The organism is Paraburkholderia sp. A3BS-1L (assembly GCF_051125215.1).
Taxonomy (GTDB): Bacteria; Pseudomonadota; Gammaproteobacteria; order Burkholderiales; family Burkholderiaceae; genus Paraburkholderia.
Genome location: NZ_CP120442.1, coordinates 2301281 through 2326635 on the forward strand (window position 1 = coordinate 2301281; position 25355 = coordinate 2326635).

The 25355-nt window shown below is 64.4% G+C and carries 25 protein-coding genes and 2 pseudogenes; 12 read left to right on the top strand and 15 right to left on the bottom strand.

The window, feature by feature from the left end; translation table 11 throughout:
- The first annotated feature begins 65 nt into the window (after positions 1 to 65).
- Both yjgA and mog read left to right on the top strand, forming a co-directional pair.
- Positions 66 to 683, top strand: coding sequence for a ribosome biogenesis factor YjgA (yjgA, locus tag P5W99_RS10420; protein ID WP_421024422.1), 618 nt, complete (start codon positions 66 to 68; stop codon positions 681 to 683).
- Positions 670 to 1305, top strand: a complete 636-nt coding sequence (mog, locus tag P5W99_RS10425) for a molybdopterin adenylyltransferase (protein ID WP_434660617.1) — start codon at positions 670 to 672, stop codon at positions 1303 to 1305. Before yjgA ends, mog begins: the two co-directional genes overlap by 14 nt.
- A 67-nt stretch (positions 1306 to 1372) precedes the next feature.
- On the opposite strand, the gene orn is transcribed toward mog, so the two are convergent.
- On the bottom strand, positions 1373 to 2014 hold the full coding sequence (orn, locus tag P5W99_RS10430) for an oligoribonuclease (RefSeq protein ID WP_434660620.1): 642 nt from the start codon (positions 2012 to 2014) through the stop codon (positions 1373 to 1375).
- 167 nt (positions 2015 to 2181) lie between these two features.
- Here orn and P5W99_RS10435 point away from each other — a divergent pair, with 167 nt between their 5' ends.
- The 3 genes from P5W99_RS10435 to P5W99_RS10445 are packed head-to-tail and all read left to right on the top strand — an operon-like array spanning position 2182 to position 4762.
- The gene (locus P5W99_RS10435) at positions 2182 to 3465 is read left to right on the top strand and encodes a M48 family metallopeptidase (protein WP_421024425.1); all 1284 of its coding nucleotides are present in this window, start codon (positions 2182 to 2184) and stop codon (positions 3463 to 3465) included.
- Entirely contained in the window at positions 3462 to 4418 is a 957-nt protein-coding gene (gene rsgA / locus P5W99_RS10440; protein WP_421024426.1) for a ribosome small subunit-dependent GTPase A, read from the top strand. Before P5W99_RS10435 ends, rsgA begins: the two co-directional genes overlap by 4 nt.
- Before the next feature lie 23 nt (positions 4419 to 4441).
- Positions 4442 to 4762, top strand: coding sequence for a DUF2007 domain-containing protein (locus tag P5W99_RS10445; RefSeq protein WP_421025246.1), 321 nt, complete (start codon positions 4442 to 4444; stop codon positions 4760 to 4762).
- An 81-nt stretch (positions 4763 to 4843) separates the two neighbouring features.
- On the opposite strand, the gene P5W99_RS10450 is transcribed toward P5W99_RS10445, so the two are convergent.
- From P5W99_RS10450 to rpsP, 6 genes are all read right to left on the bottom strand, one after another.
- Positions 4844 to 5782 (bottom strand): CobD/CbiB family protein, encoded by a 939-nt coding sequence (locus P5W99_RS10450; protein ID WP_421043394.1) that lies wholly within the window; start codon positions 5780 to 5782, stop codon positions 4844 to 4846.
- 192 nt (positions 5783 to 5974) lie between these two features.
- Positions 5975 to 6661 carry a CoA pyrophosphatase gene (locus P5W99_RS10455; protein WP_421024428.1) on the bottom strand — a complete coding sequence of 229 codons (687 nt, stop codon included), beginning with the start codon at positions 6659 to 6661 and terminating at the stop codon, positions 5975 to 5977.
- An 85-nt stretch (positions 6662 to 6746) separates the two neighbouring features.
- Entirely contained in the window at positions 6747 to 7142 is a 396-nt protein-coding gene (gene rplS, locus P5W99_RS10460) for a 50S ribosomal protein L19 (RefSeq protein WP_035522529.1), read from the bottom strand.
- 150 nt (positions 7143 to 7292) lie between these two features.
- On the bottom strand, positions 7293 to 8060 hold the full coding sequence (gene trmD / locus P5W99_RS10465) for a tRNA (guanosine(37)-N1)-methyltransferase TrmD (RefSeq protein WP_421024429.1): 768 nt from the start codon (positions 8058 to 8060) through the stop codon (positions 7293 to 7295).
- A gap of 34 nt (positions 8061 to 8094) precedes the next feature.
- Complete coding sequence (gene rimM / locus P5W99_RS10470; protein WP_421024430.1) at positions 8095 to 8814, bottom strand: ribosome maturation factor RimM; 720 nt, start codon at positions 8812 to 8814, stop codon at positions 8095 to 8097.
- 76 nt (positions 8815 to 8890) lie between these two features.
- Positions 8891 to 9154: a 30S ribosomal protein S16 gene (gene rpsP / locus P5W99_RS10475; protein WP_035522523.1), complete on the bottom strand. Its 264-nt coding sequence runs from the start codon at positions 9152 to 9154 to the stop codon at positions 8891 to 8893.
- Positions 9155 to 9549: 395 nt separating this feature from the next.
- Between rpsP and P5W99_RS10480 the strand changes: the two genes are divergently transcribed.
- From P5W99_RS10480 to P5W99_RS10500, 5 genes and pseudogenes are all read left to right on the top strand, one after another.
- The gene (locus P5W99_RS10480; RefSeq protein WP_434662550.1) at positions 9550 to 10671 is read left to right on the top strand and encodes a PQQ-dependent sugar dehydrogenase; all 1122 of its coding nucleotides are present in this window, start codon (positions 9550 to 9552) and stop codon (positions 10669 to 10671) included.
- Between the two features lie 188 nt (positions 10672 to 10859).
- Positions 10860 to 11330, top strand: a complete 471-nt coding sequence (locus P5W99_RS10485) for an NINE protein (protein WP_421024432.1) — start codon at positions 10860 to 10862, stop codon at positions 11328 to 11330.
- A gap of 280 nt (positions 11331 to 11610) precedes the next feature.
- A pseudogene (locus tag P5W99_RS10490) lies at positions 11611 to 11865 on the top strand (IS110 family transposase); the annotation flags it as partial.
- A gap of 584 nt (positions 11866 to 12449) precedes the next feature.
- Positions 12450 to 14153 carry a group II intron reverse transcriptase/maturase gene (gene ltrA / locus P5W99_RS10495; RefSeq protein ID WP_421073582.1) on the top strand — a complete coding sequence of 568 codons (1704 nt, stop codon included), beginning with the start codon at positions 12450 to 12452 and terminating at the stop codon, positions 14151 to 14153.
- 82 nt (positions 14154 to 14235) lie between these two features.
- Positions 14236 to 15339, top strand: a pseudogene (locus P5W99_RS10500) (IS110 family transposase); the annotation flags it as partial.
- A gap of 61 nt (positions 15340 to 15400) precedes the next feature.
- Here P5W99_RS10500 and P5W99_RS10505 read toward each other — a convergent pair.
- Entirely contained in the window at positions 15401 to 16546 is a 1146-nt protein-coding gene (locus P5W99_RS10505) for a PA0069 family radical SAM protein (protein WP_434662552.1), read from the bottom strand.
- Positions 16547 to 16657: 111 nt separating this feature from the next.
- Entirely contained in the window at positions 16658 to 17146 is a 489-nt protein-coding gene (locus P5W99_RS10510) for an Lrp/AsnC ligand binding domain-containing protein (protein WP_028215922.1), read from the bottom strand.
- Between the two features lie 178 nt (positions 17147 to 17324).
- Here P5W99_RS10510 and P5W99_RS10515 point away from each other — a divergent pair, with 178 nt between their 5' ends.
- Positions 17325 to 18611 carry a D-amino acid dehydrogenase gene (locus tag P5W99_RS10515; RefSeq protein WP_434660629.1) on the top strand — a complete coding sequence of 429 codons (1287 nt, stop codon included), beginning with the start codon at positions 17325 to 17327 and terminating at the stop codon, positions 18609 to 18611.
- 77 nt (positions 18612 to 18688) lie between these two features.
- Here P5W99_RS10515 and P5W99_RS10520 read toward each other — a convergent pair whose 3' ends face one another.
- The 5 genes from P5W99_RS10520 to P5W99_RS10540 all read right to left on the bottom strand — a co-directional run bounded on the left by P5W99_RS10520 (position 18689) and on the right by P5W99_RS10540 (position 23207).
- Positions 18689 to 19624: an electron transfer flavoprotein subunit alpha/FixB family protein gene (locus P5W99_RS10520; RefSeq protein WP_421024434.1), complete on the bottom strand. Its 936-nt coding sequence runs from the start codon at positions 19622 to 19624 to the stop codon at positions 18689 to 18691.
- Positions 19625 to 19638: 14 nt separating this feature from the next.
- Positions 19639 to 20388, bottom strand: coding sequence for an electron transfer flavoprotein subunit beta/FixA family protein (locus P5W99_RS10525; RefSeq protein ID WP_421024435.1), 750 nt, complete (start codon positions 20386 to 20388; stop codon positions 19639 to 19641).
- A 290-nt stretch (positions 20389 to 20678) separates the two neighbouring features.
- The gene (locus P5W99_RS10530) at positions 20679 to 21488 is read right to left on the bottom strand and encodes a MetQ/NlpA family ABC transporter substrate-binding protein (protein ID WP_434660633.1); all 810 of its coding nucleotides are present in this window, start codon (positions 21486 to 21488) and stop codon (positions 20679 to 20681) included.
- 41 nt (positions 21489 to 21529) lie between these two features.
- A complete protein-coding gene (locus P5W99_RS10535; RefSeq protein ID WP_421043386.1) occupies positions 21530 to 22183 on the bottom strand; it encodes a methionine ABC transporter permease in 654 nt (217 codons plus the stop codon).
- The gene (locus P5W99_RS10540; RefSeq protein ID WP_421024438.1) at positions 22173 to 23207 is read right to left on the bottom strand and encodes a methionine ABC transporter ATP-binding protein; all 1035 of its coding nucleotides are present in this window, start codon (positions 23205 to 23207) and stop codon (positions 22173 to 22175) included. Before P5W99_RS10540 ends, P5W99_RS10535 begins: the two co-directional genes overlap by 11 nt.
- A 297-nt stretch (positions 23208 to 23504) precedes the next feature.
- On the opposite strand from P5W99_RS10540, the gene P5W99_RS10545 reads away from it, so the two are divergent.
- Positions 23505 to 24419 carry a lysophospholipase gene (locus P5W99_RS10545; protein ID WP_434660636.1) on the top strand — a complete coding sequence of 305 codons (915 nt, stop codon included), beginning with the start codon at positions 23505 to 23507 and terminating at the stop codon, positions 24417 to 24419.
- Positions 24420 to 24462: 43 nt separating this feature from the next.
- Here the strand turns inward: P5W99_RS10545 and P5W99_RS10550 are convergent, their stop codons facing one another.
- Entirely contained in the window at positions 24463 to 25281 is an 819-nt protein-coding gene (locus P5W99_RS10550; RefSeq protein WP_421024441.1) for an enoyl-CoA hydratase, read from the bottom strand.
- Positions 25282 to 25355: the final 74 nt, after the last annotated feature.

Genomic DNA, 25355 nt, shown 5'->3' on the forward strand with positions numbered 1-25355 from the left:
CGACTGCCCGAGGCGCGCCGAACCCTGCGCCGAACCGACAGCGCGCGCACGCTACAATACGCGTCATGAAACGCAAAACCCGCATTCAACCCATGAACGACGTTGCCGCCCAACAGGGCAACGACGACGACAACGGCTACGATCGCCCGAGCAAGTCGCAGCTCAAGCGCGAGATGACCGCGCTCCAGGAGCTGGGCACGGCGCTCGTCGAGCTGCCCAAGGATGCGCTCAAGCGCATGCCCATGACGGAAGACCTCGCCGACGCCGTCCACGAGGCGCGCCGCATCACCGACCACGAAGGCAAGCGCCGCCAGCTCCAGTACGTGGGCCGCATGATGCGCGGCCTGCGCGAGGACGAAGTCGCCGCGCTGCGCACCGCGCTCGACGAGCACCGCGGCGTGAACAAGGCCGCCACGGCGCGCCTGCACTGGATCGAGCGCACGCGCGAGAAGCTGCTCGCCAGCGACGACGCCCTCACCGAATTCATCCGCCAGCACCCGGCCGCCGACCCGCAGGAAGGCCGCACGCTGATTCGCAACGCGCGGCGCGAGCAGGAGCAGGCACGCCCGCCGAAGTATTTCCGCGAGCTGTTCCAGTGGATCAAGGACGTGAGCGCCCAGGGCGCCGACGATGCCGATGAGCACGCGAGCGATGAAGAGGACCGCGAAAATGACGAAGCCTGAGCGCAGCCACCCGGACGAACTGGTGATCGGCCTCGTGTCGGTCAGCGACCGCGCCACCAGCGGCGTCTACGAGGACAAAGGCATTCCGGCGCTGAAGGAGTGGCTCGGCCACGCGCTGAAGTCGCCGTGGCGCGCCGAAACGCGCCTGATCCACGACGACGCGGCCACCATTTCCGCCACGCTCACGGCGCTGGTGGACGGCCTCGGCTGCGACCTCGTGCTGACCACGGGCGGCACCGGCCCCGCGCGCCGCGACGTGACGCCCGAAGCGACGCTCGCGGTCGCCACGAAAGAAATGCCCGGTTTCGGCGAGCAGATGCGCCAGATCAGCCTGAATTTCGTGCCCACGGCGATTCTTTCGCGCCAGGTGGCGGTGATCCGCGAAACGGGCAGCGGCGCGGACGATCGCGCGGCGCTCATCATCAACTTGCCGGGTCAGCCGAAATCGATCAAGGAAACACTGGAAGGCCTGCGCGACGAGCAAGGCGCGACGAAGGTGCCGGGCATCTTCGCGGCGGTGCCGTACTGCATCGACCTGATTGGCGGGCCGTATATCGAAACCGATCCGAACGTCGTCGCGGCGTTCCGGCCCAAGAACGCGCAGCGAGCGCCGCGCGCGTAATCTGCCCTGCTTGCTGTCCGGGGTACTGTCTGCTCGTGCGGCGCCCGCGCCTGCGGGCGCCTCTTCCTTACTGCGCCACCCTGCCCGCCGGCGCGTCGGCGGCCGCCACGCCCGCCGACGGAATCAGGAAATGCTCGCGGTAGTACTTGAGCTCGTCGATGGACTCGTGGATATCGGCCAGCGCCGTATGCATCGCGCGCTTCTGGAAGCCCTTGTAGATCGTCGGCTGCCAGCGGCGGCACAACTCCTTGAGCGTGCTCACGTCGAGATTGCGGTAGTGGAAAAAGCGCTCGAGCGCAGGCATCCAGCGCGCCATGAAGCGGCGGTCCTGGCAGATCGAGTTGCCGCACATCGGCGACTTGCCCGGCGGCACGTACTGTGAGAGAAACGCGAGAATCTGCTCCGTTGCGCTTTCCTCGGTCACGGTGGAGGCGCGCACGCGCTCGGTCAGGCCCGAGCGGCCGTGCGTGTTGCGATTCCACTCGTCCATGCGGTCGAGCACGGCTTCGGGCTGATGGATCGCCAGCACGGGCCCCTCGACGATCTTGTCGAGCGTGGAATTGGTCACCACCACGGCGATTTCGATGATCCGGTCGTTGTCGGGATCGAGCCCCGTCATCTCCATGTCGAGCCAGATCAAGTTCATGTCGGTGCGCTCCATCGCCGGAGTCGCCTGGCCCGCCGGGTCGGCAAAAGTGATATCAGTCATGTGAAGCAGCCTGGAGCGGTTGAATGCGGGTTGAATGCGGGTTGAGAAGCGGCGCTCATGCGCCATACAGGCGCGGCCCGCACGCCGGAAGCAAGCCCTTGGCGGGGATGCCATGGCCGGGCCGCCGAGAACATATAATTGTCGCATAGATACCACGGACTCCCCGGATGCCGACCTCATCAACTGCGTTGTCCCCCGCGCTGACTTTCAGCGTGATTTTCGTTGTCGCCGTGCTGGCCATGGTGGTGACCAAGCTCTGGCTCGCCTCGCGCCAGGTCCGCTTCGTGGCCGCTCACCGCGGCGCAGTCCCCACCCAGTTCGCGGCGACGATTCCGCTTGCCGCGCACCAGCGCGCCGCCGACTACACGGTCGCGCGCACGCGCCTCGGCATGATCGAAATCGTGCTTTCCGCGGTCGTGCTGATCGCGCTCACGCTGCTCGGCGGCGTGCAGGCGATCGACCTCGGCATTTCAGACCTGATCGGACGCGACTACGTTGGGCAGATCGCGCTGGTCGCCGCCGTGCTCGCGGTGAGCGGCATCGTCGAATTGCCGCTCGATTACTACCGCCAGTTCGTGATCGAGGAGCGCTTCGGCTTTAACCGCATGTCGCGGCGCATCTTCTTCGCCGATCGCATCAAGGGCCTGCTGATCGGCGCGCTGTTCGGCATTCCGCTGCTCTTCGTGGTGCTGTGGCTCATGAAGCAGGCCGGCAGCCTCTGGTGGCTCTGGACGTGGGTGGTCTGGGTCGCGTTCCAGATGCTCGTGCTGGTGCTCTACCCGACCTTCATCGCGCCGCTCTTCAACAAGTTCGAGCCGCTGCGCGACGAGGCGCTGCGTTCGCGCATCGAAGCGCTCATGCAGCGCTGCGGCTTCGCGGCCAAGGGCCTGTTCGTGATGGACGGCAGCCGCCGCTCCGCGCACGGCAACGCCTATTTCACGGGCTTCGGCGCCGCCAAGCGCATCGTCTTCTTCGACACCTTGCTCGCGCGCCTCTCGGGCAGCGAGATCGAGGCCGTGCTCGCGCACGAGCTCGGCCATTTCAAGCGCCGCCACGTGATCAAGCGCATGGTAGTCACGTTCGCGATCAGCCTCGTGCTGCTCGGCGTGCTCGGCTGGCTCACCCAGCGCGTGTGGTTCTACGAGGGCCTCGGCGTGCGGCCGTCGCTGCTCGGCGGCAACGACGGGCTCGCGCTCGTGCTGTTCTTCCTCGCCGTGCCGGTGTTCCTGTTCTTCGTCACACCGCTCAGCAGCCTCAGCTCGCGCAAGCACGAGTTCGAGGCCGACGCCTTCGCCGCCACGCAGACCGACGCGCAGAACCTCGTGAACGCGCTCGTCAAGCTGTATGAGGACAACGCGTCCACGCTCACGCCGGACCCGCTCTACACCGCGTTCTACTACTCGCATCCGCCGGCTTCGCAGCGGATCGATCGACTGCTCTCGCACGCATGAACCGGCGCGCGACGAAAGCCGCCGGCAGCATGGCACAAGCAGCACAGGCAGGCACGGGGGCGACGCTGCACGGCGTCGTGATTGCGGCGCACGGGCGCCACTACCTGGTCGCGCCCGACGGCGGCGGCGCAGCGCTGCAGTGCTTCCCGCGCGGCAAGAAAAGTGAGGTCGCGGTGGGCGACCGCGTCGAGTATCAATCGACTTCGGCGGACCAGGGCGTGATCGTCGCAATCGGCGAGCGGCGCAACCTGCTGTATCGCTCGGACCAGTTCAAGTCGAAGCTGTTCGCGGCCAACCTCGACCAGTTGCTGATCGTGCTCGCCACCGAGCCGCACTTCAGCGAAGACCTGCTCGGCCGCGCGTTGGTGGCCGCCGAGGCCAACGACCTGACGCCGATCATCCTGCTCAACAAGATCGACCTGGAAGCGGCGCTGCCGCTCGCGCGCCAGCGGCTCGAGCGTTATCGGGCGCTAGGCTACACGGTGCTGGAAGTGTCGGAGAAGCAGCATCCCGAAGAGGCGCACGCGATTCTCTCCAGGCATCTGCACGGCCATCAGACGATCCTGCTCGGGCAATCGGGCATGGGTAAATCGACGCTCGTGAACCTGCTGATTCCCGACGCCGAGGCCGCCACGCGCGAGATCTCGACGGCGCTCAACAGCGGCCGCCACACCACGACGTTCACGCGTCTCTACACACTTCCCGAAGGTGGCGCGCTGATCGACTCGCCGGGTTTCCAGGAATTCGGGCTCTACCACCTCACCGAAGGCACGCTCGAGCGCGCCTTCCCCGAGTTCCGCCCGCTGCTCGCGCATTGCCGCTTCTACAACTGCCATCATCTGCACGAGCCGGGCTGCGCGGTGCTCGACGCGGTGGAGGACGGCCGCGTCGCGCCGGAGCGCCACGCGCTCTATGCGCAACTCGTGCACGAGATCAGCCAGATCGTGCGCTGACGCTCTCTCCCCATACCACTATGATCAGGCTCGCGCGCGCGCCGAATGGGGTCATCGCCCAGCACTGGATGAATATCCTCGAAGCTGCCGGCGTGCCATGCGAGTTGCACAACCGCTATCTGAGCGGCGCGATGGGCGAGATTCCCGCCGATCAGTGCGCGCCGGAAATCTGGCTCGCCGACGAACGCGACGAAACCCTTGCGCGCAAGCTGATCGCCGACGCCACCAAAGGCCCGCCACCCGGCGCGCCATCGTGGCGCTGCCCACAGTGCGGCGAAACGCTGGAAGCGCAATTCACGGTGTGCTGGCAATGCGGCCGCGAACGTGATCCGCGCGATGAATGAAACCGCTCTGGCGCACGCAGAAACAAAAACGGCTCGCTGATCGCGAGCCGTTGTACCTTGTGCGCCAGGCACCAGGACCGTTCAGATCCAGACGGCAATGGTCAGCATGAGCAGCAGGATCATCCACAGGATCACCGCGCGCCACACGAGGCCCACCGCCGATTGCAGCGTGCGCGGCGTGCAGTCGTCGCCAACCGTGTACGGATCGCCCTCGCCGGGCTGGGCCAGTGCGTCGACGCTCGACTGCTCCGCGAGTGGCCCCGAGAGACGCGCGCCCAGCGCGCCGCTGCCGGTCGCGAGCAGCACGCCTTCGTTGGTGTCGGGCCACTGGTTCGTATGGTTACGCCACGAATAGATCGCGTCCTCGAAATTGCCGACGATCGAAAAGCCCAGCGACGTCAGTCGCGCCGGCACCCAATCGATCACGAAGAACACATGCTGTGCGAAGTCCGAGAAGGCCTCGGTGCGGTCGTCGGCGGGACGCGACCATGCGCGCGCCAGATATTCGGCAATCCGGTACAGCACCGCGCCCGCCGGCCCGATCGGCACAAGAAACCAGAAGAACACGCCGAATACGTGGCGGTGCGAGGCCACCACGGCGTGAATGAGCGTATGGCGCACGATCTCGCTCACGGGCATGTCCACGGCGTCGATGCCGGTCCATTCGGTGAGGATCTCTCTCGCGCGCGGCACGTCGTCGTTGTTCAGCGCAAGGTGAATGTCGGTGAAATAGTGGCTGAACTGCCGGAAGCCCAGCGTGAAGTACACCACCACCACGTTCCAGAGAAACGCCAGCACGAAGCTGATGTGATAAAGCACGTAGTAGATCAGCGCAGTGGCCACCGTCCAGGGCACCACCACCACGAGCCAGGCAATCACGCCGTGCTTTTTCTTGCCCGCGTCGAAGCCATGCGCGGCCCAGTCCGCATTGAGGCGCAGGAGCGCCGTCACCGGATTATTGGGCGAAAGCGCCCGCACCTGTTCGATGACGAGAGCCAGCAATACGGAGAAGAAAGTCATACCACGCGCCGTGCAAGTGGGATTGCAAAAGGGGTTTTCAGAAATTGTTGCAACGATATCACAGGGCCAGATGTGCCTGAGCAAGTGGCTGCAAAGACACAACAGCGGAACGCGGTCGAGCAGGATCTTGCGAGGCGAAACCGCGCCGCGCGCCACGACGCGGCGCCTGCCGCATCGCAAAAACGCTCTGCGTCAGGCGAGCAGAAAACGATAAAAGTTGCGCAGCATGCCCGCCGTCGCGCCCCAGATGAAGTGCGTGCCGCTCACGCCATCACCTGCCTGCGGATACGGCATGGCGAAGAAGCGGCGCTCGCCGCCTTCCCAGCGCAGCACGCGCACCTGGTGATGCGCGGGGTTCATCAAAAAGTCGAGCGGCACTTCGAAGATGCTCGCCACTTCGAGCGAATCGGCGATCACCGTGAACGGCTCGTGCACGAGGCCCACCACGGGTGTCACCTTGAAACCCGTGCCCGTGAGGTAGTCCGGCAGCGCACCCAGCACCTCGACGCGCGCGGGATCGAGATCCACCTCCTCTTGCGCCTCGCGCAGCGCGGCGGCGATCGGCGTGGCGTCAGCGGGTTCGCGGCTGCCGCCCGGGAAGCTCACCTGGCCGGCGTGGTTGCTGAGGTTGTCGGCGCGCTGCGTGAGCAGCACGGTGAGGCCGCCGGGCCGCATCGCGATCGGCATGAGCACGGCCGCTTCGCGCGGATCGCGAATCTCGGCCACGCGCGCCTCCTGGGGCTCCGGATCCCACGGCAAGCGCTGCTCGAAACGCGCGCGCAGGCCGTCGGGCGTGAGTCGGCCGGCGGCGACAGGAGGCAGGTCGATGCCCGTCGATTCGATCGGCAGGCTTTCGGGTTCAAATACTGGACGGATCAACGGCTGACTCTGGATTCAGGCACATCTACGTATTTTGCGACCAAAAACAAAAAAGCACCCCGAGGGGTGCTTTTTCTTACAGCTTTTACGCCTGCTCGGCCGGAGCAGCTGCGCGGTCTTTCGACACCAGCTTTTCCTTGATGCGAGCCTTCTTGCCCGACAGGTTGCGCAGGTAGTACAGCTTCGCGCGACGCACGTCGCCGCGACGCTTCACCACGATGCTTGCCAGCAGCGGCGAGTACGTCTGGAACGTACGCTCGACGCCTTCGCCCGACGAGATCTTGCGAACGATGAACGACGAGTTCAGACCGCGGTTACGCTTTGCGATCACGACGCCTTCGTATGCCTGAACGCGCTTGCGGTTGCCTTCAACCACGTTCACGTTGACGATCACCGTATCGCCGGGAGCGAATTCGGGGATGGTCTTCTCGCCCAGCACGCGCTGGATTTCTTCCTGCTCGAGTTTTTCAATCAGATTCATGACTGACTCCGTAAGCCATCTTGTCGGCGTTCGTACCTGTGCAGGATTGCCTGCAACTACGGCCCCGATAGAGGATGGATTCACAACTGGCGCCGTTCACGCATGAAGCGGCACCGCCTTTGACGCCCCGCGCCACGCCCGTCCGAAGCCTTACGCTTCGTTCGCGCCCTTCGCGAGACTGGCGAGCCATGCCTCGTCGGCACGGCTCAACGTTTTGTTCTTCCTGGCCCGCGCGATCAGATCGGGCCGCTTTTGCCACGTGTTGCGCAACGCTTCGCGGCGGCGCCATTGCTCGATTTCCGCATGATGGCCGCCTAGCAGCACATCGGGCACACGCACGCCGTCGTATTCCTCGGGCCGCGTGTAGTGCGGACAGTCGAGCAGACCGTCCACGAAACTGTCCTGCACCGCCGATTGCGCATCGTTGAGCACGCCTGGCAGAAGCCGCACCACGGCATCCATCAGCGCCATCGCCGGCAATTCGCCGCCCGACAGCACGAAGTCGCCAAGGCTGACTTCCTCGTCCACGCAACGGTCGACCAGACGCTGGTCGATCGCCTCGTAACGCCCGCACAGCAACACGAAACCGGGCTCCTGCGCGAACTGCACGACGCGCTCGTGCGTGAGCGGCTTGCCTTGCGGCGACATCAGCAGCACGCGCGGACTCGCGACGCCCTGCTCCGCCTGTGCGGCCTTCGCCGCGCCGATCGCCGCTTCGAGCGGCTTGGCCAGCATGACCATGCCGGGGCCGCCGCCGTAAGGCCGATCGTCGATGGTGCGGTAGTTGTCGGTCGTGAAATCGCGCGGATTCCACGTGCGCAACGTATAACGCTGCTGCTTCGCCGCCCGGCTGGTGATGCCCCAGTCGGTGAGCGCGCCGAACATTTCGGGAAAGAGCGTCACGACATCAAACTGCATCGCTCTCTCCGTTCAGCGAATCAGCACAGCAGGTTCAGTAATCGGCTTCCCAGTCGACGACGATGCGCCTCGCCGCCAGGTCCACCGTCTTGACAAACACGCCGACGAACGGGATCAGCCGCTCGCCGGTAATGGGCTTGCCGTTCTTGTCCGTCGAGGGATACTCGACGCGCAACACCGACTGCGCGCCGTTGTCGATCAGGTCGGCGACCTTGCCGAGCTCGACGCCTGCCTCGTTGGCGACGTCGAGACCCATCAGGTCGACCCAGTAATACTCGTCGGCTTCGGTCGCGGGGAAATCCGCGCGGCTCACATAGACACGCGCACCACGCAGCCGCAGTGCGGCGTCGCGATCGGCGACACCGGTCAGTTGCCCGACCACGCTGTCGCCATGCACCTTGGCGCTCACGCGCACCGCGGAATGACGCTCCGGGTGCTCGCGGCCCTTCCGGAGCCACCAGCGCTTCGCTGCGATGAGCGCCTTGCCGCCCTGCGCGTGCGGGGCGATCTTCAGCCCGCCCTTCAGCCCATAGGCGTCGAGCACGGCGCCCACTTCGACTGCGTCGGCAGGCCAGCTCGCCGGCGTTTCGGCGCGCAGGCCTTCAGCCGCGCCGAGCGCTTCAGACACGCCATCGCGCGCCTGCCGGCGCTCCACGGGCTTGCGCACAAACGCGCCGAACGACGGCGCCTTGCGTGCCACTTCGCCCGTTGCGGCAGCGCCCTTGTCCGCCTTTACATCGTCATGCACGGGCATGGGCAAACCTCGCAGCCAGCCTGGACTCGCACACGCGGCTCACGCTGCGCGCACGGGTGTAAAACATGAACAAGACTTAAGCAGCCGGTTGAGCGGCAGCAGCCTTTTGCGCTTCCTTCACGAGACGCTCGACGGCCGGCGACATTTGCGCGCCGTTTTCCTTCCAGTACGTCACGCGATCTTGCGCGATACGGAGGGTTTCACCCTTGGTGGCGACCGGGTTGTAGAAGCCCACGCGCTCGATGAAACGGCCGTCGCGACGGTTGCGCGAATCGGTTGCGACGATGTTGTAGAACGGGCGCTTCTTCGAGCCGCCGCGTGCCAGACGGATGATGACCATTACTAGAATCCTTGAAAACCGGGGGTTCGGGACTACTGAAACATGCGATTATAGCCCGAAACCAATGGCACAACAAACACTTAACGGGAATCTGGACGGAAACCGCGTGGAAACGGTGTGACAATCGTGAGGAAACGGCGATGAACGGCGATCGATCGGCGTCTGACGGACATCACGGACAGTGCTTCGCGCCAGCGTCGCAGCGGCGGCGGGCGTGGATTTGCGCCAAAGTGTTTCGGGCGAAAACCGCGCTCGCTTCGCCCATTGCGAACCTTTCACGCTTGTGGCGGCGCGACAACGCGCCTTCCCCAGCGCACCGCATTGATCGGGCCCCTCATCGGCCTGGCGACGGCCATCATCAATCGCCAGCGCCGCTCCCGCGCCCAGCGCCTCGCATTTCACGGCCAAGCCGCGCACGGTTCGCGCTCGCCGCCCTCCTGGTCATGGGCGCATCGCTCGCGCGGGCCGCGCTGCCCATCGAGCGCATCCGCTTGCCGGCCGGCTTCCACATCGAAGTGCTCGCCGACGATATCCCCGGCGCGCGCGAAATGACGCTTTCGCCTGCGGGCACGCTTTACGTGGGCAGCATGGAAGGCCGCGTCCATGCGCTCGAATTGCTCAACGCGAGGGTCGTCAGGCACCACGTGGTCGCCTCCGGGCTCACGATGCCGGTGGGCGTCGCCTGGCACGGCGGCGCGCTCTATGTTTCGGCGGTCTCGAAGATCGTGAGGCTGGACGCCATCGATACGCATCTCGACGATCCGCCCAAGCCCGCCGTCGTCACCGACGCGCTCCCCGCCGAGCGCCACCACGGCTGGAAGTTCATCGCCTTCGGCCCGGACGGCAAGCTCTACGTCCCTCAAGGCGCGCCCTGCAACGTCTGCCTGCCCGCGGGCGACCCGCAGCGCGACCACTACGCGATGATCGGCAGGATGAATCCGGACGGCTCGCACTATGAGAGCATCGCGCGCGGCGTGCGCAATACGGTGGGCTTCGCGTGGCATCCGCGGACGCACGAACTATGGTTCACCGACAACGGCCGCGACATGATGGGCGACGACACCCCCGACGACAAGCTCAACCGGCTTGCACGCGCAGGTCTAGATTTCGGCTTTCCGTATTGCCACGGCGGCAACGTCGCCGACCCGGAATTCGGCGCGGGCCATCCGTGCAGTGGCTTCACGCCACCCGTCATGGGGCTGGGTGCGCACGTCGCGGCGCTCGGCATGCGCTTCTATACAGGGACGATGTTCCCGGCCGGGTATCGTGACAGCATCTTCATCGCCGAGCACGGTTCGTGGAATCGCAGCAGCAAGGTCGGCTATCGCGTGGTGCGCGTGATGGCGGACGCCAACGGCGCGAACGCCCATCAGGAGGTATTCGCGCAGGGCTGGCTCAATCCCGATAAAACCGTGTGGGGCCGCCCCGTGGACGTGCTGCCGCTGCCCGACGGTTCGCTGCTCATCAGCGACGACTATGCAGGCGCGATTTATCGCGTGACTTACGCGAAGCCCTAGCCATACACGCGGCCGTCATGCGCCCTTCCGCACGCCTGCAGCCATTTCCCGGCATAAGCGGCAACATCTGCTGACGCAGGCGCGCGCCACGTACAATGGCCGGCGGCCCGCGGCCGCGCCGTTGTTGCACACGCAGTTGTTGAGCTGCCATCGCGCAATCAGCGCGCAGTCATCCAATCCGTCTGCCCATGTCCAATCAAAAAAATCCTGCACGCTTTCGCTCCAAGACCCTTACCGCCACCCTCGCCTTCCTGTTCGGCAGCCTGGGGGCGCACCGCTTTTATCTCTACGGAAGGCGCGACGTGTGGGGCTGGGCGCATATCGCCGGCACGCTGCTCGGCATTCCCGGCGTGCTCCTGCTCGTGGCAACCCAGCGTGAGTCGATACCCGGCTGGGCACTCGCCGTGATCGGCGCCGTGTCCGTGCTCTCGGCATTTCTGGCCGCCATCGTCTACGGGCTGCGCCCGGACGCCAGGTGGGACGCGCAGTTCAACGCGGCCTTCGCGGGCAGCCGCGCAAGCCGCTCGGGCTGGGCCGTGATCTTCGTGGTGATCTTCTCGCTGCTGATCGGTGCATTCTTGCTGATGACGGGCCTGGCCCTGACTTTCCAGACGTATTTCGAATCGCAGGTCGAAGCGGCCAAGGCCATTTCTCAATAGCTTCCCAAACCCTGGCGGCTACGGTGTTCGCGGAGAAACGATGGATGGAGGAGATTCGGCGGAAAGCGCTATAAAGAGAGCGGCAGCGCCGAGATGACCGAACCTGCATTGGTGCGAGCTCACGGCGTTGGCGCGTCGTGTAGCGAGCCCGTTCAATAGCATGGTCCGGGAATCGTCGGTGACAGTGGCGAGCGGCGCAAGCCGCATCCCGTTTGAGAGATCGAGTCGAATACGACGCTTCCCATGGCGCTGCTGCCCATCCACGATAGTGAGACAAGCCATGGCGATGCGCAAGCGTGAAGACAGCCCTGAAGTGTTTCCGAACGCAGCGGGGATCGATATTGGCGGCTCAAGTCACTGGGTGGCCGTACCCAGGGCAACCTCAGATGAGCCCGTGCGGGAGTTCGGGACGATGACGGACGATCTGAATGCGATGGCCGACTGGCTGCTCGCATGTGGTGTCGACACCGTGGCGCTCGAATCGACGGGAGTCTACTGGATAGTGCGACGTGAAAGTCGCCAGATTCGTTGTTTCATCGCTGAAGTTGGCGGTAGGAAACCGGGCGTTCCGTCGCCCGTAGTCTATCGGTGCATGCGTTGCTGGTAACGGCAAGGTGTGAAGCCACCGAGACAATGGAGCCCCGGCGCAAGCTACGCTGAAGTCGTGAGACTGATGTGCCTCTGTGAGTGTCAATGCGGAGGGAGCCCTAGACTGGATGGCATGGTCAAGATATCTGAACTGCTGGTAAACATCGTCAAGACTGAAAAGGCCAAAGACACTGAAAGGCCTTGCCCAAAATGGGAACGTAGTGGGCCCGCCTCTGATCCATGGGGCGGCACGGACAGGAACACTACCGGTGAAGAGGCAGGATCTAAACCATCCGTGCGAATCTGGTGGAACACGGAAAACCCGTATCGCTGCCCATTCGGGCAGGCTGACCGCAAGGAAAGCTGTAGGCGGTGCGGGCATGGGAGTGCGGAAAAAGCGAAGGCCGCCCTGTAATCGGGCGGATAGGGATTGCGTCGCAAGGCAGCATCATCCCACGCGAAAGCGGGCAGACTTCCGCATGGTCTTTCATTACTAGAGAGTTTGATCAACCTTTAAAGGAGGAGAGGCAGATGACGGTGCAGCGGCAAGGCACTGGTGCGTCCTCCGATCGCGCGAAGCACTGGCACAGCATTGACTGGGCCCGGTGCCATCGCGAGGTCCGAAGGCTGCAGACACGCATAGTGAAGGCCGAACAGGCTGGCAGGCACGGCAGGGTGAAAGCCCTGCAATGGTTGCTGACCCACTCGTTCAGCGGCAAGGCTCTCGCCGTCAAACGGGTGACTGGGAATCGTGGCAAGAAGACTCCGGGCGTGGATGGTGTCACATGGTCCACGCCGGGAGCGAAGCTCAAGGCAGTGCTGTCACTCAAACGGCGCGGCTACCGGCCGCGTCCGCTGAGGCGGATATACATCCCCAAGGCCGATGGGAAAAAGATGAGACCTCTTGGAATTCCGTGTATGGTCGACAGGGCATGGCAAGCGCTGTATCTGCTGGCTCTGGATCCCATCGCAGAAACCAGGGCGGACCCAAACTCATACGGGTTCAGGACTGCCCGGTCCACGGCTGACGCTATTGAACAATGTTTCAAAGTTCTTGTACGCTCTGATAGCGCGCAGTGGATTCTGGAGGCCGACATCCGCAGCTGCTTTGACGAAATCTCGCACGACTGGCTGGTCGCCAACATCCCCACGGACAAGGCGATACTTCGAAGATGGTTGAAGGCTGGCTACCTTCATAACCGTATCCTTCACTCAACGGAGGCGGGTACCCCGCAGGGCGGTATCGTGTCCCCCACGTTGATGAACATGACGCTCGACGGACTGGAGCAGGTGCTTGTTGAGAAATTCTACAAGGGCAGCAAAAGTCCGTTGAAAGTCCACTTCGTCCGGTATGCCGACGACTTCATCATCACCGGCGCAACACGGGAAGTACTGGCCGGGGAAGTTCGGCCGCTGGTCGAGCAGTTTCTGGCGCACAGGGGCTTAGCGCTGTCGTCAGAGAAGACCCGGATCACGCATATCGACGAGGGGTTCGATTTCCTCGGCATGACCGTTCGCAAATATGACGGCAAGCTGCTGATTAAGCCGGCGAAAACGAGCGTTCAGCGCTTTCTGCGCAGGCTGCGGGAAATCGTGAAGGGCAATGCCACGGTACGGCAGGACGTGTTGATCGGGAAGCTCAATCCGTTGATTCGTGGATGGGCCAACTACTATCGACATGTTGTGTCGAAACGCATCTTCAACAGGGCCAATTGTGCGATCTGGCAATGTCTGTGGCGCTGGGCGCGACGTCGGCACCGGAACAAAGGCGCACGCTGGGTACGGCAGAAGTATTTCCGGTCTGTCGGTGCACGGCATTGGATCTTTGGAGCGGAAACAGGCAGAACGCTCAGCACAGGAAAGCCTGAACTTCTGGCGCTACACGACATCACCAGCACGCCGATCCGGCGGCATCGCAAGATCAAGGGTGCCGCCAATCCATTCGATCCGCAGTGGGAAAGCTATTTCGAGGAGCGGTCAGGTCTCGCAATGATGAACTCGCTGAAAGGCCGAATGCGACTGATCCGGTTGTGGCTGCATCAGGAGCGCGCGTGCCCCGTGTGCGGCCAGATGATCACAAAGTCCAGTGGGTGGCGCCTCTTCCACCTGGAACGAGTGACCGACGGCGGCACGGACGCAAGCCGCAATCTGGTGATGCTGCACCGGGACTGTCACAGGATCGCGCGTGTTCGCCGATTTCCGGTGGTGAAACCGGCTCCGGTGACGGGGCTTTGAAAGGCTTGAGCGGAATGCGGGGAAACTCGCACGTTCCGTTCTCAGGGGGCGGCGGCGCAGCAATGCGCTGCTGCTACCCGACCCCGTGTACGAAATCCTGGAGCAGCGCGGGCTGACGGTCTGGCTGGTCGACGCGCGGCAGATGAAGTACGTGCCGGGGCGCAAGAGCGATGTGCAGGATTGCCAGTGGCTGCAGAAGCTGATGAGTCTGGGGCTGCTGCGGGCGGCCTGGCGCCCGGGTGACGAGGTCTGCGTGGTGCGCGCGATCGCCCGGCAACGCGAGGTGCTGCTCGTCGAACAGGCCAGTTGGGTGCAGCGCATGCAGAAGGCGCTGGTGCAGATGAACCTCCAGCTCGCCGAGGTGCTCACCGACATCATGGGCATGACAGGAGAGGCGATCATCCGCGCAATCGTGACGGGCGAACGCGATCCGAAGGTGCTGGCGCGCCATCGTCACGGCCGGGTCAAGCGCAGCGAGGACGATATCGTGCGCGCGCTGACGGGCAACTGGCGCGAAGAGCATCTGTTTGTGCTCGAACAGTCGCTCGCCATGTACGACGATATTGCCCGCCATCTTGGCGAATGCGATGCCAGACTTCAAGCATTGCTCGACCAACGTAGCCGGCACCAGGCTGACTTGGGGCCGGCACCCCGATCTGGCAGCAGACAACGGGTGGAGTTCGACCTGCGGCAGAGACTCGCGAACTGGGCTGGCGTCGATCTGACGCGCATCAACGGCTTGGGTGTGAGCACTGTGATGACCCTGCTTTCGGAGATCGGCCCGGACCTGCGCCGCTTTGCCAGCGTGAAGCACTTCTGTTCCTGGCTGGGACTCTGCCCCGCCACGAAGATCAGCGGCGGCAAGATCCTGTCTGCCGGTACCAAGCGCTCGGCCAACCGCGCCCGCCAGGCATTGAAAATGGCGGCCATGGCCCTGTCGCGCAGCGACTCCGCACTCGGCGCGTTCTATCGCCGCCTGTGCGCCCGCATGGACAAGCCGCGCGCCAATACCGCGGTGGCCCACAAGCTCGCCCGCATGGTGTATTTCATGCTCACGCGCGGCGAGGCCTTCGTCGACCAAGGGCAGCAGCGCTATGAGCAGCAGCAACAGCAGCGCAGTGTGGCCGCTCTCAAGCGCCGCGCCAAGGCACTGGGCTTCCGCCTTGAACCCGAAACGGCAGCCTAAAACCGGCCCCGCAGGATTTGTTTCTTGAGAGCGACGACTGCCCGACAACTGCAGCGCGGCGCTAGAACAGATCGAGTTGCGGTTTCTCGCGCACCGTCTTCGCGCGCATGAACGCCGACATATCCAGAATGCCGTAACGCCGCTCGTTCAAGCCGAGCCGCTTCACGGCCTGGTGAAAGCGCTGCTTGAGCAGGTCGGCCCAAAGCCCGGTGCCCTTCATGCGCTGCGAGAACGCCGAGTCGTAGTCCTTGCCGCCGCGCATGTCGCGCACGCGACTCATCACGCGCGCCGCGCGTTGCGGAAAATGCGCTTCGAGCCAGCCTTCGAAGAGCGGCGCCACCTCCCACGGCAGACGCAGCACGATATAGCTCGCGCTGCTCGCACCCGCCTCGGCGCAGGCTTCCAGCACGCGCTCCATGTCCGGTTCGGTAACGAACGGAATCACGGGCGCGATGCTCACCCCAACCGGAATGCCCGCCTGCGCAAGCGTGCGGATCGTGCGCAGCCGCCGCGCCGGCGTGGCCGCGCGCGGCTCCAGCGTGCGCGCGAGTTCGGCGTCGAGCGTGGTGATCGTGATGGCCGCCATGAATTGCTGGCGCTGCGCCATGGGCGCTAGCAGATCGAGATCGCGCTCGATCAGCGAGGACTTCGTGATGGCCGCGAACGGATGCTGGCGCTCGCTCAGCACCTCGATCACGCGACGCGTAATGCGCATATCGCGCTCGACCGGCTGCCAGGCATCGGTGTTCACGCCCAGCGCGATGGGCTCCGGCTCATAAGCGGGCTTCGCGATTTCGCGCGCGAGCAACTCGGGCGCATTGATCTTTGCGTAAATGCGGCTCTCGAAATCGAGTCCCGGCGAGAGCCCCAGATAGCTGTGGGTGGGTCGCGCGAAGCAGTAAATGCAGCCGTGCTCGCAACCGCGATACGGATTGAGCGAAACATTGAACGGAATATCGGGCGACTGGTTGCGCGTAAGGATGCTCTTCGCGCGCTCCTCGAAGACCTCGGTGCGCAATGCCGGGGCTTCTTCGGCGGCAAGATCGCCGGGGCTCTCATCCGGCTGCGCATGCTGCCAGCCGTCGTCAAAGACTTCGCGCCGATCAACCTCGTAGCGCCCCTGCAGGTTCGTGACGGCACCACGCCCCTTGCGCGGCGCAGGCGGCGCGACAGGGTACCAGGTCTCGGCGGGATGGTCAGGGTCCAGTTCTTTCACGGCACAATGCAGCAAGGCGTCTCGATACTGTATAAATATACAGTATCGAGACGCCTTGTCGAGCGCTAAAAACGGGGCGCTTTCGAGCGCGGCTTCGCGCGACTACTCGCCCACCGCGATCGTCAAAGTTTCCTTGATTTCCTCCATCACCACATAGCTCTTCGACTGCACCGCACCCGGCAGTTGCAGCAGGATGTCGCCGAGCAGTTTGCGGTAGTCGGCCATCTCGCCGATGCGCGCCTTGATCAGGTAATCGAAGTCGCCCGAAACCAGGTGGCATTCGAGCACTTCCGGGATCTTCTTCACCTCGCGGCGGAACTGGTCGAACATGTTGCCGCTCTTGTGGTCGAGCGTGATCTCCACGAACACCAGCAGCGCCGCGCCCAGCACGTTCGGATTCACGCGCGCGTAGTAGCCCGTGATGACGCCGTCGCGCTCCATGCGCTTGACCCGTTCGATGCACGGCGTGACGGAGAGCCCGACCTGCTCTGCGAGGTCCTTCATGGCCATGCGGCCGTCCTCCTGGAGCAGCTTAAGGATGCGGTGATCGAGCCGGTCCAGCGCGCGGACCGGCTGACGCTGCGTTCTCATGTGTTTTTCCTGAAAATTTGACAAATACGATAACAAAATCTAGTCGTAGAACAATAGCATAGTCGATATTACTGGCTACTCCTGATTTTTCATGCCTTCGGCGCTGAATCCCCCGAGACGGATGCGGCAAGCCCTCGGCAGCGCGGCGTAGCCCCAACAAATCTATCTGGAGCAGACTATGCGAGTCGTCGTGTTGGGCAGTGGTGTTGTCGGGGTCGCCAGCGCCTGGTATCTTGCCCGCGCGGGCCATGAGGTAACGGTGATCGACCGCGAGTCCGGTCCCGCGCTCGAAACGAGCTTTGCGAACGCCGGCCAGATCTCGCCCGGCTACGCCGCGCCGTGGGCCGCGCCGGGCGTGCCGCTCAAGGCGATCAAGTGGATGTTCGAGAAGCACGCGCCGCTCGCCATCCGCCTCGACGGCACGAAATTCCAGTTGCAGTGGATGTGGCAGATGCTGCAGAACTGCACGCCCGAGCGCTATGCACTCAACAAGGGCCGGATGGTGCGCCTCGCCGAATACAGCCGCGATTGCCTGCAGGCGCTGCGCGCCGAAACCGGCATCCAGTACGAAGGCCGCACCGGCGGCACGCTGCAGGTGTTCCGCACGCAGCAGCAGTTCGACGGCGCGGCAAAGGACATCGCCGTGCTGAAGGATGCGAACGTTCCGTACGAACTGCTCACGTCCTCCGAGCTCGGCCGTGCCGAGCCCGCGCTTGCCGCGGTCTCGCACAAGCTCACCGGCGGCCTGCGCCTGCCCGGCGACGAAACCGGCGACTGCCAGCTCTTCACCACGCGCCTCGCCAAAATGGCCGAGGAACTGGGTGTCAAGTTCCGCTACAACACGCCGATCGACGGCCTCGCCGTGCAAGGCGAGCGCATCGCGGGCGTGCAGTGCGGTGGCGAACTCGTGCGCGCGGACTCATTCGTGGTCGCGCTCGGCTCGTTCTCCACGAAGATGCTGGCCGGCCTCGTGAAGATTCCGGTCTACCCGCTCAAGGGCTACTCGATCACAGCGCCTATCGTGAACGCGGGCGCGGCGCCGGTCTCCACCGTGCTCGACGAGACCTACAAGATTGCAATCACGCGTTTCGACGACCGCATCCGCGTGGGCGGCATGGCCGAAATCGTGGGCTACGACACGGCGCTCAAGCAAGCGCGCCGCGAGACGCTCGAAATGTGCGTGAACGACCTGTTCCCGGGCGGCGGCGATACCTCGCAGGCCACCTTCTGGACCGGCCTGCGCCCGATGACGCCGGACGGCACGCCGGTGGTGGGCCGCACGCCGTTCTCGAACCTGTTCCTGAACACGGGGCACGGCACGCTCGGCTGGACCATGTCGTGCGGATCGGGCCAGTTGCTCGCCGACCTCATCTCGGGCAAGCAGCCCGCGATCCGCGCCGACGATCTCTCGGTCTATCGTTATCTCGGAGAGACGGCCGCCGCGCATCGCCCAGCATACGCGTAATAAAAAACCCAGGCGCAAGGCCTGGGTTTTGTCGGCAATCCAAGGGGCGCTCGAAGCGCCCCTTTTTGTTGCAGCGCTTAGCCGAGTTCTTTGACGAGTTCCGGCACAACCGTGAACAGATCGCCGACGAGGCCGTAATCGGCCACGCTGAAGATCGGCGCCTCTTCGTCCTTGTTGATCGCCACGATCACCTTCGAGTCCTTCATGCCTGCAAGGTGCTGGATCGCGCCCGAGATGCCCACCGCGACGTACAACTGCGGCGCGACGATCTTGCCGGTCTGGCCGACCTGGTAATCGTTCGGCACGTAGCCCGCGTCCACTGCCGCGCGCGAAGCGCCGAGCGCTGCGTTCAGCTTGTCCGCGAGCGGCTCCAGCACCTTCGTGTAGTTCTCGCCACTGCCCAGACCCCGGCCGCCCGAGACGATGATCTTCGCGCTCGTGAGTTCCGGACGGTCGAGCTTCGTGACTTCACGGCCGATGAATTGTGTGAGGCCGCTGTCTGCTGCCGCGTCGAGCTTCTCCACCGCTGCGCTGCCGCCTTCGGCTGCAACCGCATCGAATGCCGTCGTGCGGACCGTGATCACCTTGACCGGATCAGCCGATTGAACCGTCGCAATCGCGTTACCCGCGTAAATGGGACGCTCGAACGTGTCGGGCGAGTCCACTGCGGTGATGTCGCTGATCTGCGCGACGTCCAGCTTCGCGGCGATGCGCGGCGTGACGTTCTTGCCCGCAGCCGTCGCCGGCGCGAGGATGTGCGAGTAGTGCTTCGCGATGGAAAGAACCGTCGCTTCGACGTTTTCGGCAAGACCTGCTTCGAGTTGCGGCGCGTCGGCCAGCAGTACCTTCGCCACGCCGGCGATCTTCGCGGCTGCGTCAGCAGCAGCTTGCGCGTTGTGACCCGCGACCAGCACGTGCACGTCGCCGCCGATCTTCTGTGCGGCAGCCACGGTGTTCAGCGTCGCAGCCTTGATGGTTGCGTTGTCGTGTTCGGCAATAACCAGATTCGTCATTTCTCTTTCGCTCCTCACAGCACCTTGGCTTCGGTCTTCAGCTTCTCGACCAGCGTCTTCACGTCGGCAACCTTCACGCCCGCGCTACGCTTGGGCGGCTCGGCAACCTTCAGGGTCTTCAGACGCGGCGTGACATCGACGCCCAGGTCTTCCGGCTTGACCGTTTCCAGCGGCTTCTTCTTCGCCTTCATGATGTTCGGCAGCGTGACGTAGCGCGGCTCGTTCAGGCGCAGGTCCGTCGTGACCACGGCGGGCAGCTTCAGCGACAGCGTTTCCGCCCCGCCATCGACTTCACGCGCGACCGTGGCCTTGCCGTCGGCGACCGTGATCTTCGAAGCGAAGGTCGCTTGCGGCAGGTTCGCCAGCGCGGCGAGCATCTGGCCGGTCTGGTTCGAATCGTCGTCGATCGCCTGCTTGCCGAGAATCACGAGTTGCGGCTGCTCCTTGTCGACGAGCGCCTTGAGCAGCTTCGCGACTGCGAGCGGCTGCAGGTCTTCATTCGATTCGATGAGGATCGCGCGGTCCGCGCCGATCGCCAGCGCCGTGCGCAGCGTTTCCTGCGCTTGCGCGACACCAGCGGACACGGCGATGACTTCCGTCGCCACACCGGCTTCCTTCAGACGAACCGCTTCTTCCACGGCGATTTCGTCGAACGGGTTCATCGACATCTTCACGTTGGCGATGTCGACGCCCGTGCCATCCGACTTCACACGAACCTTGACGTTGTAATCGACTACGCGCTTGACTGGCACAAGGACTTTCATTCACATGCTCCGAAGTTACGAATACGTCAACCTGGCGGACATTATAGCGATAGCGTTCCCGCTCGCACCCACCCGCCAGCACATTTCCCGCACAACCCGCTTCTGGCCCCGCTTACCTTTTTTCAGGTCCGATGGCCATGGATTGCGAACGATCGTGCGATTTTATGTCGGAAAAAACCCGGGCTCAAGCCCGGGTTTCTCCGACCGAATTCTCTACCGGGCCCGACACCCTGGCGGCGACTATCCCACCGCGCAAACCAGGCCTGCTACGCAGGCCTTATCTGGCCCATTTACCATGCGGCGATTACCGCCCCGCCGAACTTCTGCTCGACGTACTGCTTGACTTCCGGCGAGTGGTACGCCGCCACCAGCTTGGCGGCCCACGGCTTGTTGCGATCCACCGCGCGGATCGCGACGATGTTCACGTAAGGCCCCTTCGGGTCCTCGATCGCGATTGCGTCCTGCTTCGGCTTGAGCCCCGCCTCCATTGCGAAGTTCGTGTTGATCGCTGCGGCGTCCACGTCGTCGAGCGAGCGCGGAATCTGCGCAGCGTCGAGTTCGACGATCTTCAGCTTCCGGGGATTTTCTACGATATCACGCGGCGTGGCCTTCAACCCAGCATCGGCGCGCAGCTTGATGAGGCCCTGCTTCTGCAGCAACAGCAACGCGCGGCCGCCATTGGTCGGATCATTGGGGACCGCAATGCGCGCACCGGGCTTGAGTTCGGTGAGCGTCTTGATCTTCTTCGAGTAGATGCCCATCGGGAACGTGACCGTGTCGGTTAGCTTGATGAGCTTGTAGCCGCGATCCTTCACCTGCGCGTCGAGATACGGCTCGTGCTGATAACTGTTCGCATCGAGGTCGCCGCTCGCGAGCGCCGCGTTAGGCTGCACGTAGTCGGAGAACTCGACGATCTTGATGGTGAGGCCGCTTTTCGCTGCGACCTGCTTCACCACTTCCATCACCTGCTCGTGCGGGCCGCCCGTCACGCCCACCTTGATGGTCTCGTCGGCGTGCGCCGTGAGCGGCGCAAACAGCGGCGCGGCGATCGAGGCCGCACCAAGCGCAGCCGCCAGCCGGATCATGAAACGACGTTGCATACCCCCACCCCTTGTCCTGTGTGAAGTTCTCGAAGGACTGCTTATTTATGGCTCAAGCGCCGCACGAGCCAGTCGCCGAACGACTGCACGAGCTGCACGAACACGATCAGGATCACGACGACGATCAGCATGACTTCGGGCTCGAAGCGCTGATAGCCATAGCGGATGCCCAGGTCGCCGAGGCCGCCGCCGCCGATTGCGCCAGCCATCGCCGAATAGCCGACGAGCGAAATGAACGTGATGGTCAAGCCGGCCACCACGCCCGGCAGCGATTCGGGCAGCAGCACTTTGAAGACGATCTGACGCGTGCTCGCACCCATGGCCTGCGCGGCTTCGATAAGGCCGCGATCCACTTCGCGCAGCGCGGTTTCCACGAGACGCGCGATGAACGGCGCGGCGGAGATCGTGAGCGGCACGATGGCGGCCGCAGTGCCAATCGACGAGCCCACCACGACGCGCGTGAACGGAATCACGGCAACCAGCAGAATGATGAACGGCGTCGAGCGCACGGCGTTGACGATGCCGCCCATCACGCGATTGACGGCGAGGTTCTGCAACACGCCCTCGCGGTCGGTCAGATAAAGCAGCACGCCGAGCGGCAGGCCGATGGCCGCGCCCACCACGCCGGAAATGCCCACCATGATGAGCGTCTCCCAGAACGACTGGACGAACATATCGAACATTTCAGTCCACATGAGACAACTCCTCCACCACCACGCCCTGCTCGCGCAGCCAGGCAATGGCCTGCGCAACCTTCACCGGATCGCCGCCCGCGAGCACCGCGAGCGAGCCGAACGCCTGGCCCTGGATCTCGTCGATCTGGCCATGCAAGATGTTGAAATCGAGCTCGAAGCGGCGGATCGTCTCCGAGAGCACCGGCTGATCGACGCCCGTGCCCGTGAAGGCCAGTCGCAGCAAGTGCCCGCTGCCCTTCGCGAGACGCTCGGCCACGCGCGCCTTGAGCGCGGGCGGCAGCTCCTGCGCGATCACGTCGCCTAGCAGCGCGCGCGTGACTTCGTGGCGCGGCTGCAAGAACACGTCGATCACGGGACCGGTTTCCACGACGCGGCCCGCGTCGAGCACGGCCACGCGATCGCAGACCTGTTTGATCACTTCCATCTGGTGCGTGATCATCACAATTGTCAGATTCAGCTCGCGATTAATCTTGCGCAACAAGTCGAGAATCGCACGCGTGGTCTCCGGATCGAGCGCGGACGTCGCTTCGTCGGAGAGCAGCACCTTGGGCCTGCTCGCGAGCGCGCGCGCAATGCCCACGCGCTGCTTCTGGCCGCCGCTGATCTGCGACGGATAGCGGTCCTTCTGCGCGGAGAGGCCGACGAGTTCGAGCAGCGGCAGCACCGCCTCCTCGATCTGCGGACGCTTCATGCCCGCGAGCTCGAGCGGCAGCGCGACGTTGTCGAACACGGTGCGCGACGAGAGCAGATTGAAATGCTGGAAGATCATGCCGATCTCGCGGCGCGCCTCGCGCAAGTCGGCGCTGGAGAGCGACGTGAGCGTGCGCCCATTGACGACGATGTCGCCTTCGGTGGGCCGCGTGAGCAGATTGATGGTGCGCACGAGCGTGCTCTTGCCCGCCCCGCTGCGCCCGATGATGCCGAACACTTCCCCCGGCGGAACCGTCAGATTGACGTTGTGCAGCGCTTCGATCCAGCCTTGTGGCCCGGCAAAGCGCTGGGAAACGTTTCGAATTTCGATCATGAAAAAAACGAAACGGCGGATGTGCCGCGCGCCGCGTTGCATGTGCCGCGATCTTTCGATCGCACAAGATCACAAGACGCGTCGCGCCGGCAGACAGCCGCCGCTTGCTGGACTGGAATTGATCCGGCATTTTACCCTGGCGGGCAAATTCCTATTAATAATCGTTTCCGATAATTTAATAACCTTGGGGCATTAGAGCGGGATTGCGGCGTCGATGTCCCGAAACTCCGGAAACGGGTGCTACTCTCTGCCGACCGTTCAGCACGACATCAATAAATAGTCGGGAGAGCAGCGACGATGGAGACGACCCAACCCAGGGACGCGGCATGCGCGGCAGCGGCATCGACGGCCAGTGCCCCGCCGCAGCGCAAGACGCTGCGCTCCCGCGACGGCACCGAGTTGCCGCTCTATGCCTGGTACGCCCCTGGCGCCGAGCCCCGCGCGGCCATTGCGCTCGTGCACGGCCTCGCCGAGCATGCGGGCCGCTACGCGCCGCTCGCGGCGCGCCTGAACGCGGCGGGCATCGATGTTTATGCGATCGATCTGCGGGGACATGGTCACGCCGGCGGACGCCGCGCATGGGTCACCCGCTTCGACGATTATCTCGACGATGTCCAGGCGCTAGTCGAGCACGCCGCCGAGCAATGCCGCGCGCGCAAGACGCCGCTCTTCCTGATGGGCCACAGCATGGGCGGCGCGATTGCCGCGCTCTATGCGATCGAGCGCGCCCCACGCGCGGACGTCGCGTTCGCGGGCCTGCTGCTTTCGAGCGCCGCGCTCGCGCCTGGCCGCGATGTGCCGAACTGGATGATCGCGGCGAGCCGCGTAATGAGCGCGGTCTGGCCGGGCTTTCCCGCCATGAAGATCGACGCAGCCCTGCTCGCGCGCGACGCCGCCGTGGTCGCGGCGAACCGCGCCGATCCGCTGGTTCACCACGGCGCGATTCCCGCGCGCACGGGCGCCGAGTTGCTCGAAGCAATGAAGCGCATCGAAGCGGGCCGCGCACGCTTGCGCATGCCGGTGCTGATCTGGCATGGCACCGAGGACAAGCTCACCGAGCCCGAAGGCAGCCGCGCGTTCAGCGCGCAGGTGGGGTCGCCCGACCGGACCCTCACGCTCTACGAAGGCAGTTATCACGAGACGCTCAACGATCTCGACCGCCAGCGCGTGATTGATTCAATGGTGGATTGGATCGGCCGCCACCTGCCTTGAGGCCGGCGCGTGGTTGCGGCTGCTTGTGCTGCTGCTAGTGCGTCTATTTACCCGACCGCTTCTCGATGAACGCCTGCACGCCGTCGAGCGCCGGATCGGTCATCATGTTGCAGGCCATGGTCTGCCCGGCCAGTTGATACGCGGCTTCGATGCCCATCTCCAGTTGACGGTAGAACAGCCCCTTGCCCGCCGCCACCGCCTCGCGCGGCTTCGCGCAGATACTCGCGGCAAGCGCGCTCACCGCGGCATCGAGTTCGTCCGCCGCGACGACGCGATTCACGAGCCCTTCGCGCAAGGCCTTCTGTGCATCGATGAATTCGCCTGTCATCAGCATCTCGAACGCGGCCTTGCGCGAGACGTTGCGCGTGAGCGGGACCGCCGGCGTCGAGCAGAACAACCCGAGGTTGATGCCCGACACCGCGAAACGGGCCGACTCGGCGGCCACGGCGAGATCGCACATCGCGACGAGCTGGCAGCCGGCCGCTGTCGCCACGCCCTGCACGCACGCGATCACGGGCTGCGGCATCGTCTGGACCGTGAGCATCATCTTCGAGCAGCGCGCGAACAGCCGCTTGTAGTAATCGAGCGAAGGCGCCGCACGCATTTCCCGGAGGTCGTGACCGGCGCAGAACGCGCGGCCCGCCGCTGCGATCACCACGACACGCGCATCCGATTTCGCGATGCCGGTCAATTGCGCCTGTAACGCGTCGATGAGCGCTTCGGAGAGCGCGTTGAACGCATCCGGCCGGTTCAGCGTGAGACGCACGACGCCGGACACGCCATGCGCGTCATGCTCGACCTCGACGAGCGGCGCGTCATCGGCCGATGATGCGGATGAAAGCGGAACGCCTGCGGCACTCATGATGCACGGCTCCTTCTAAGGTAGGCGCGCCCGATGCGGCCGCGCGGGATTCGGGGAACGGCGGCGGCCGCCTC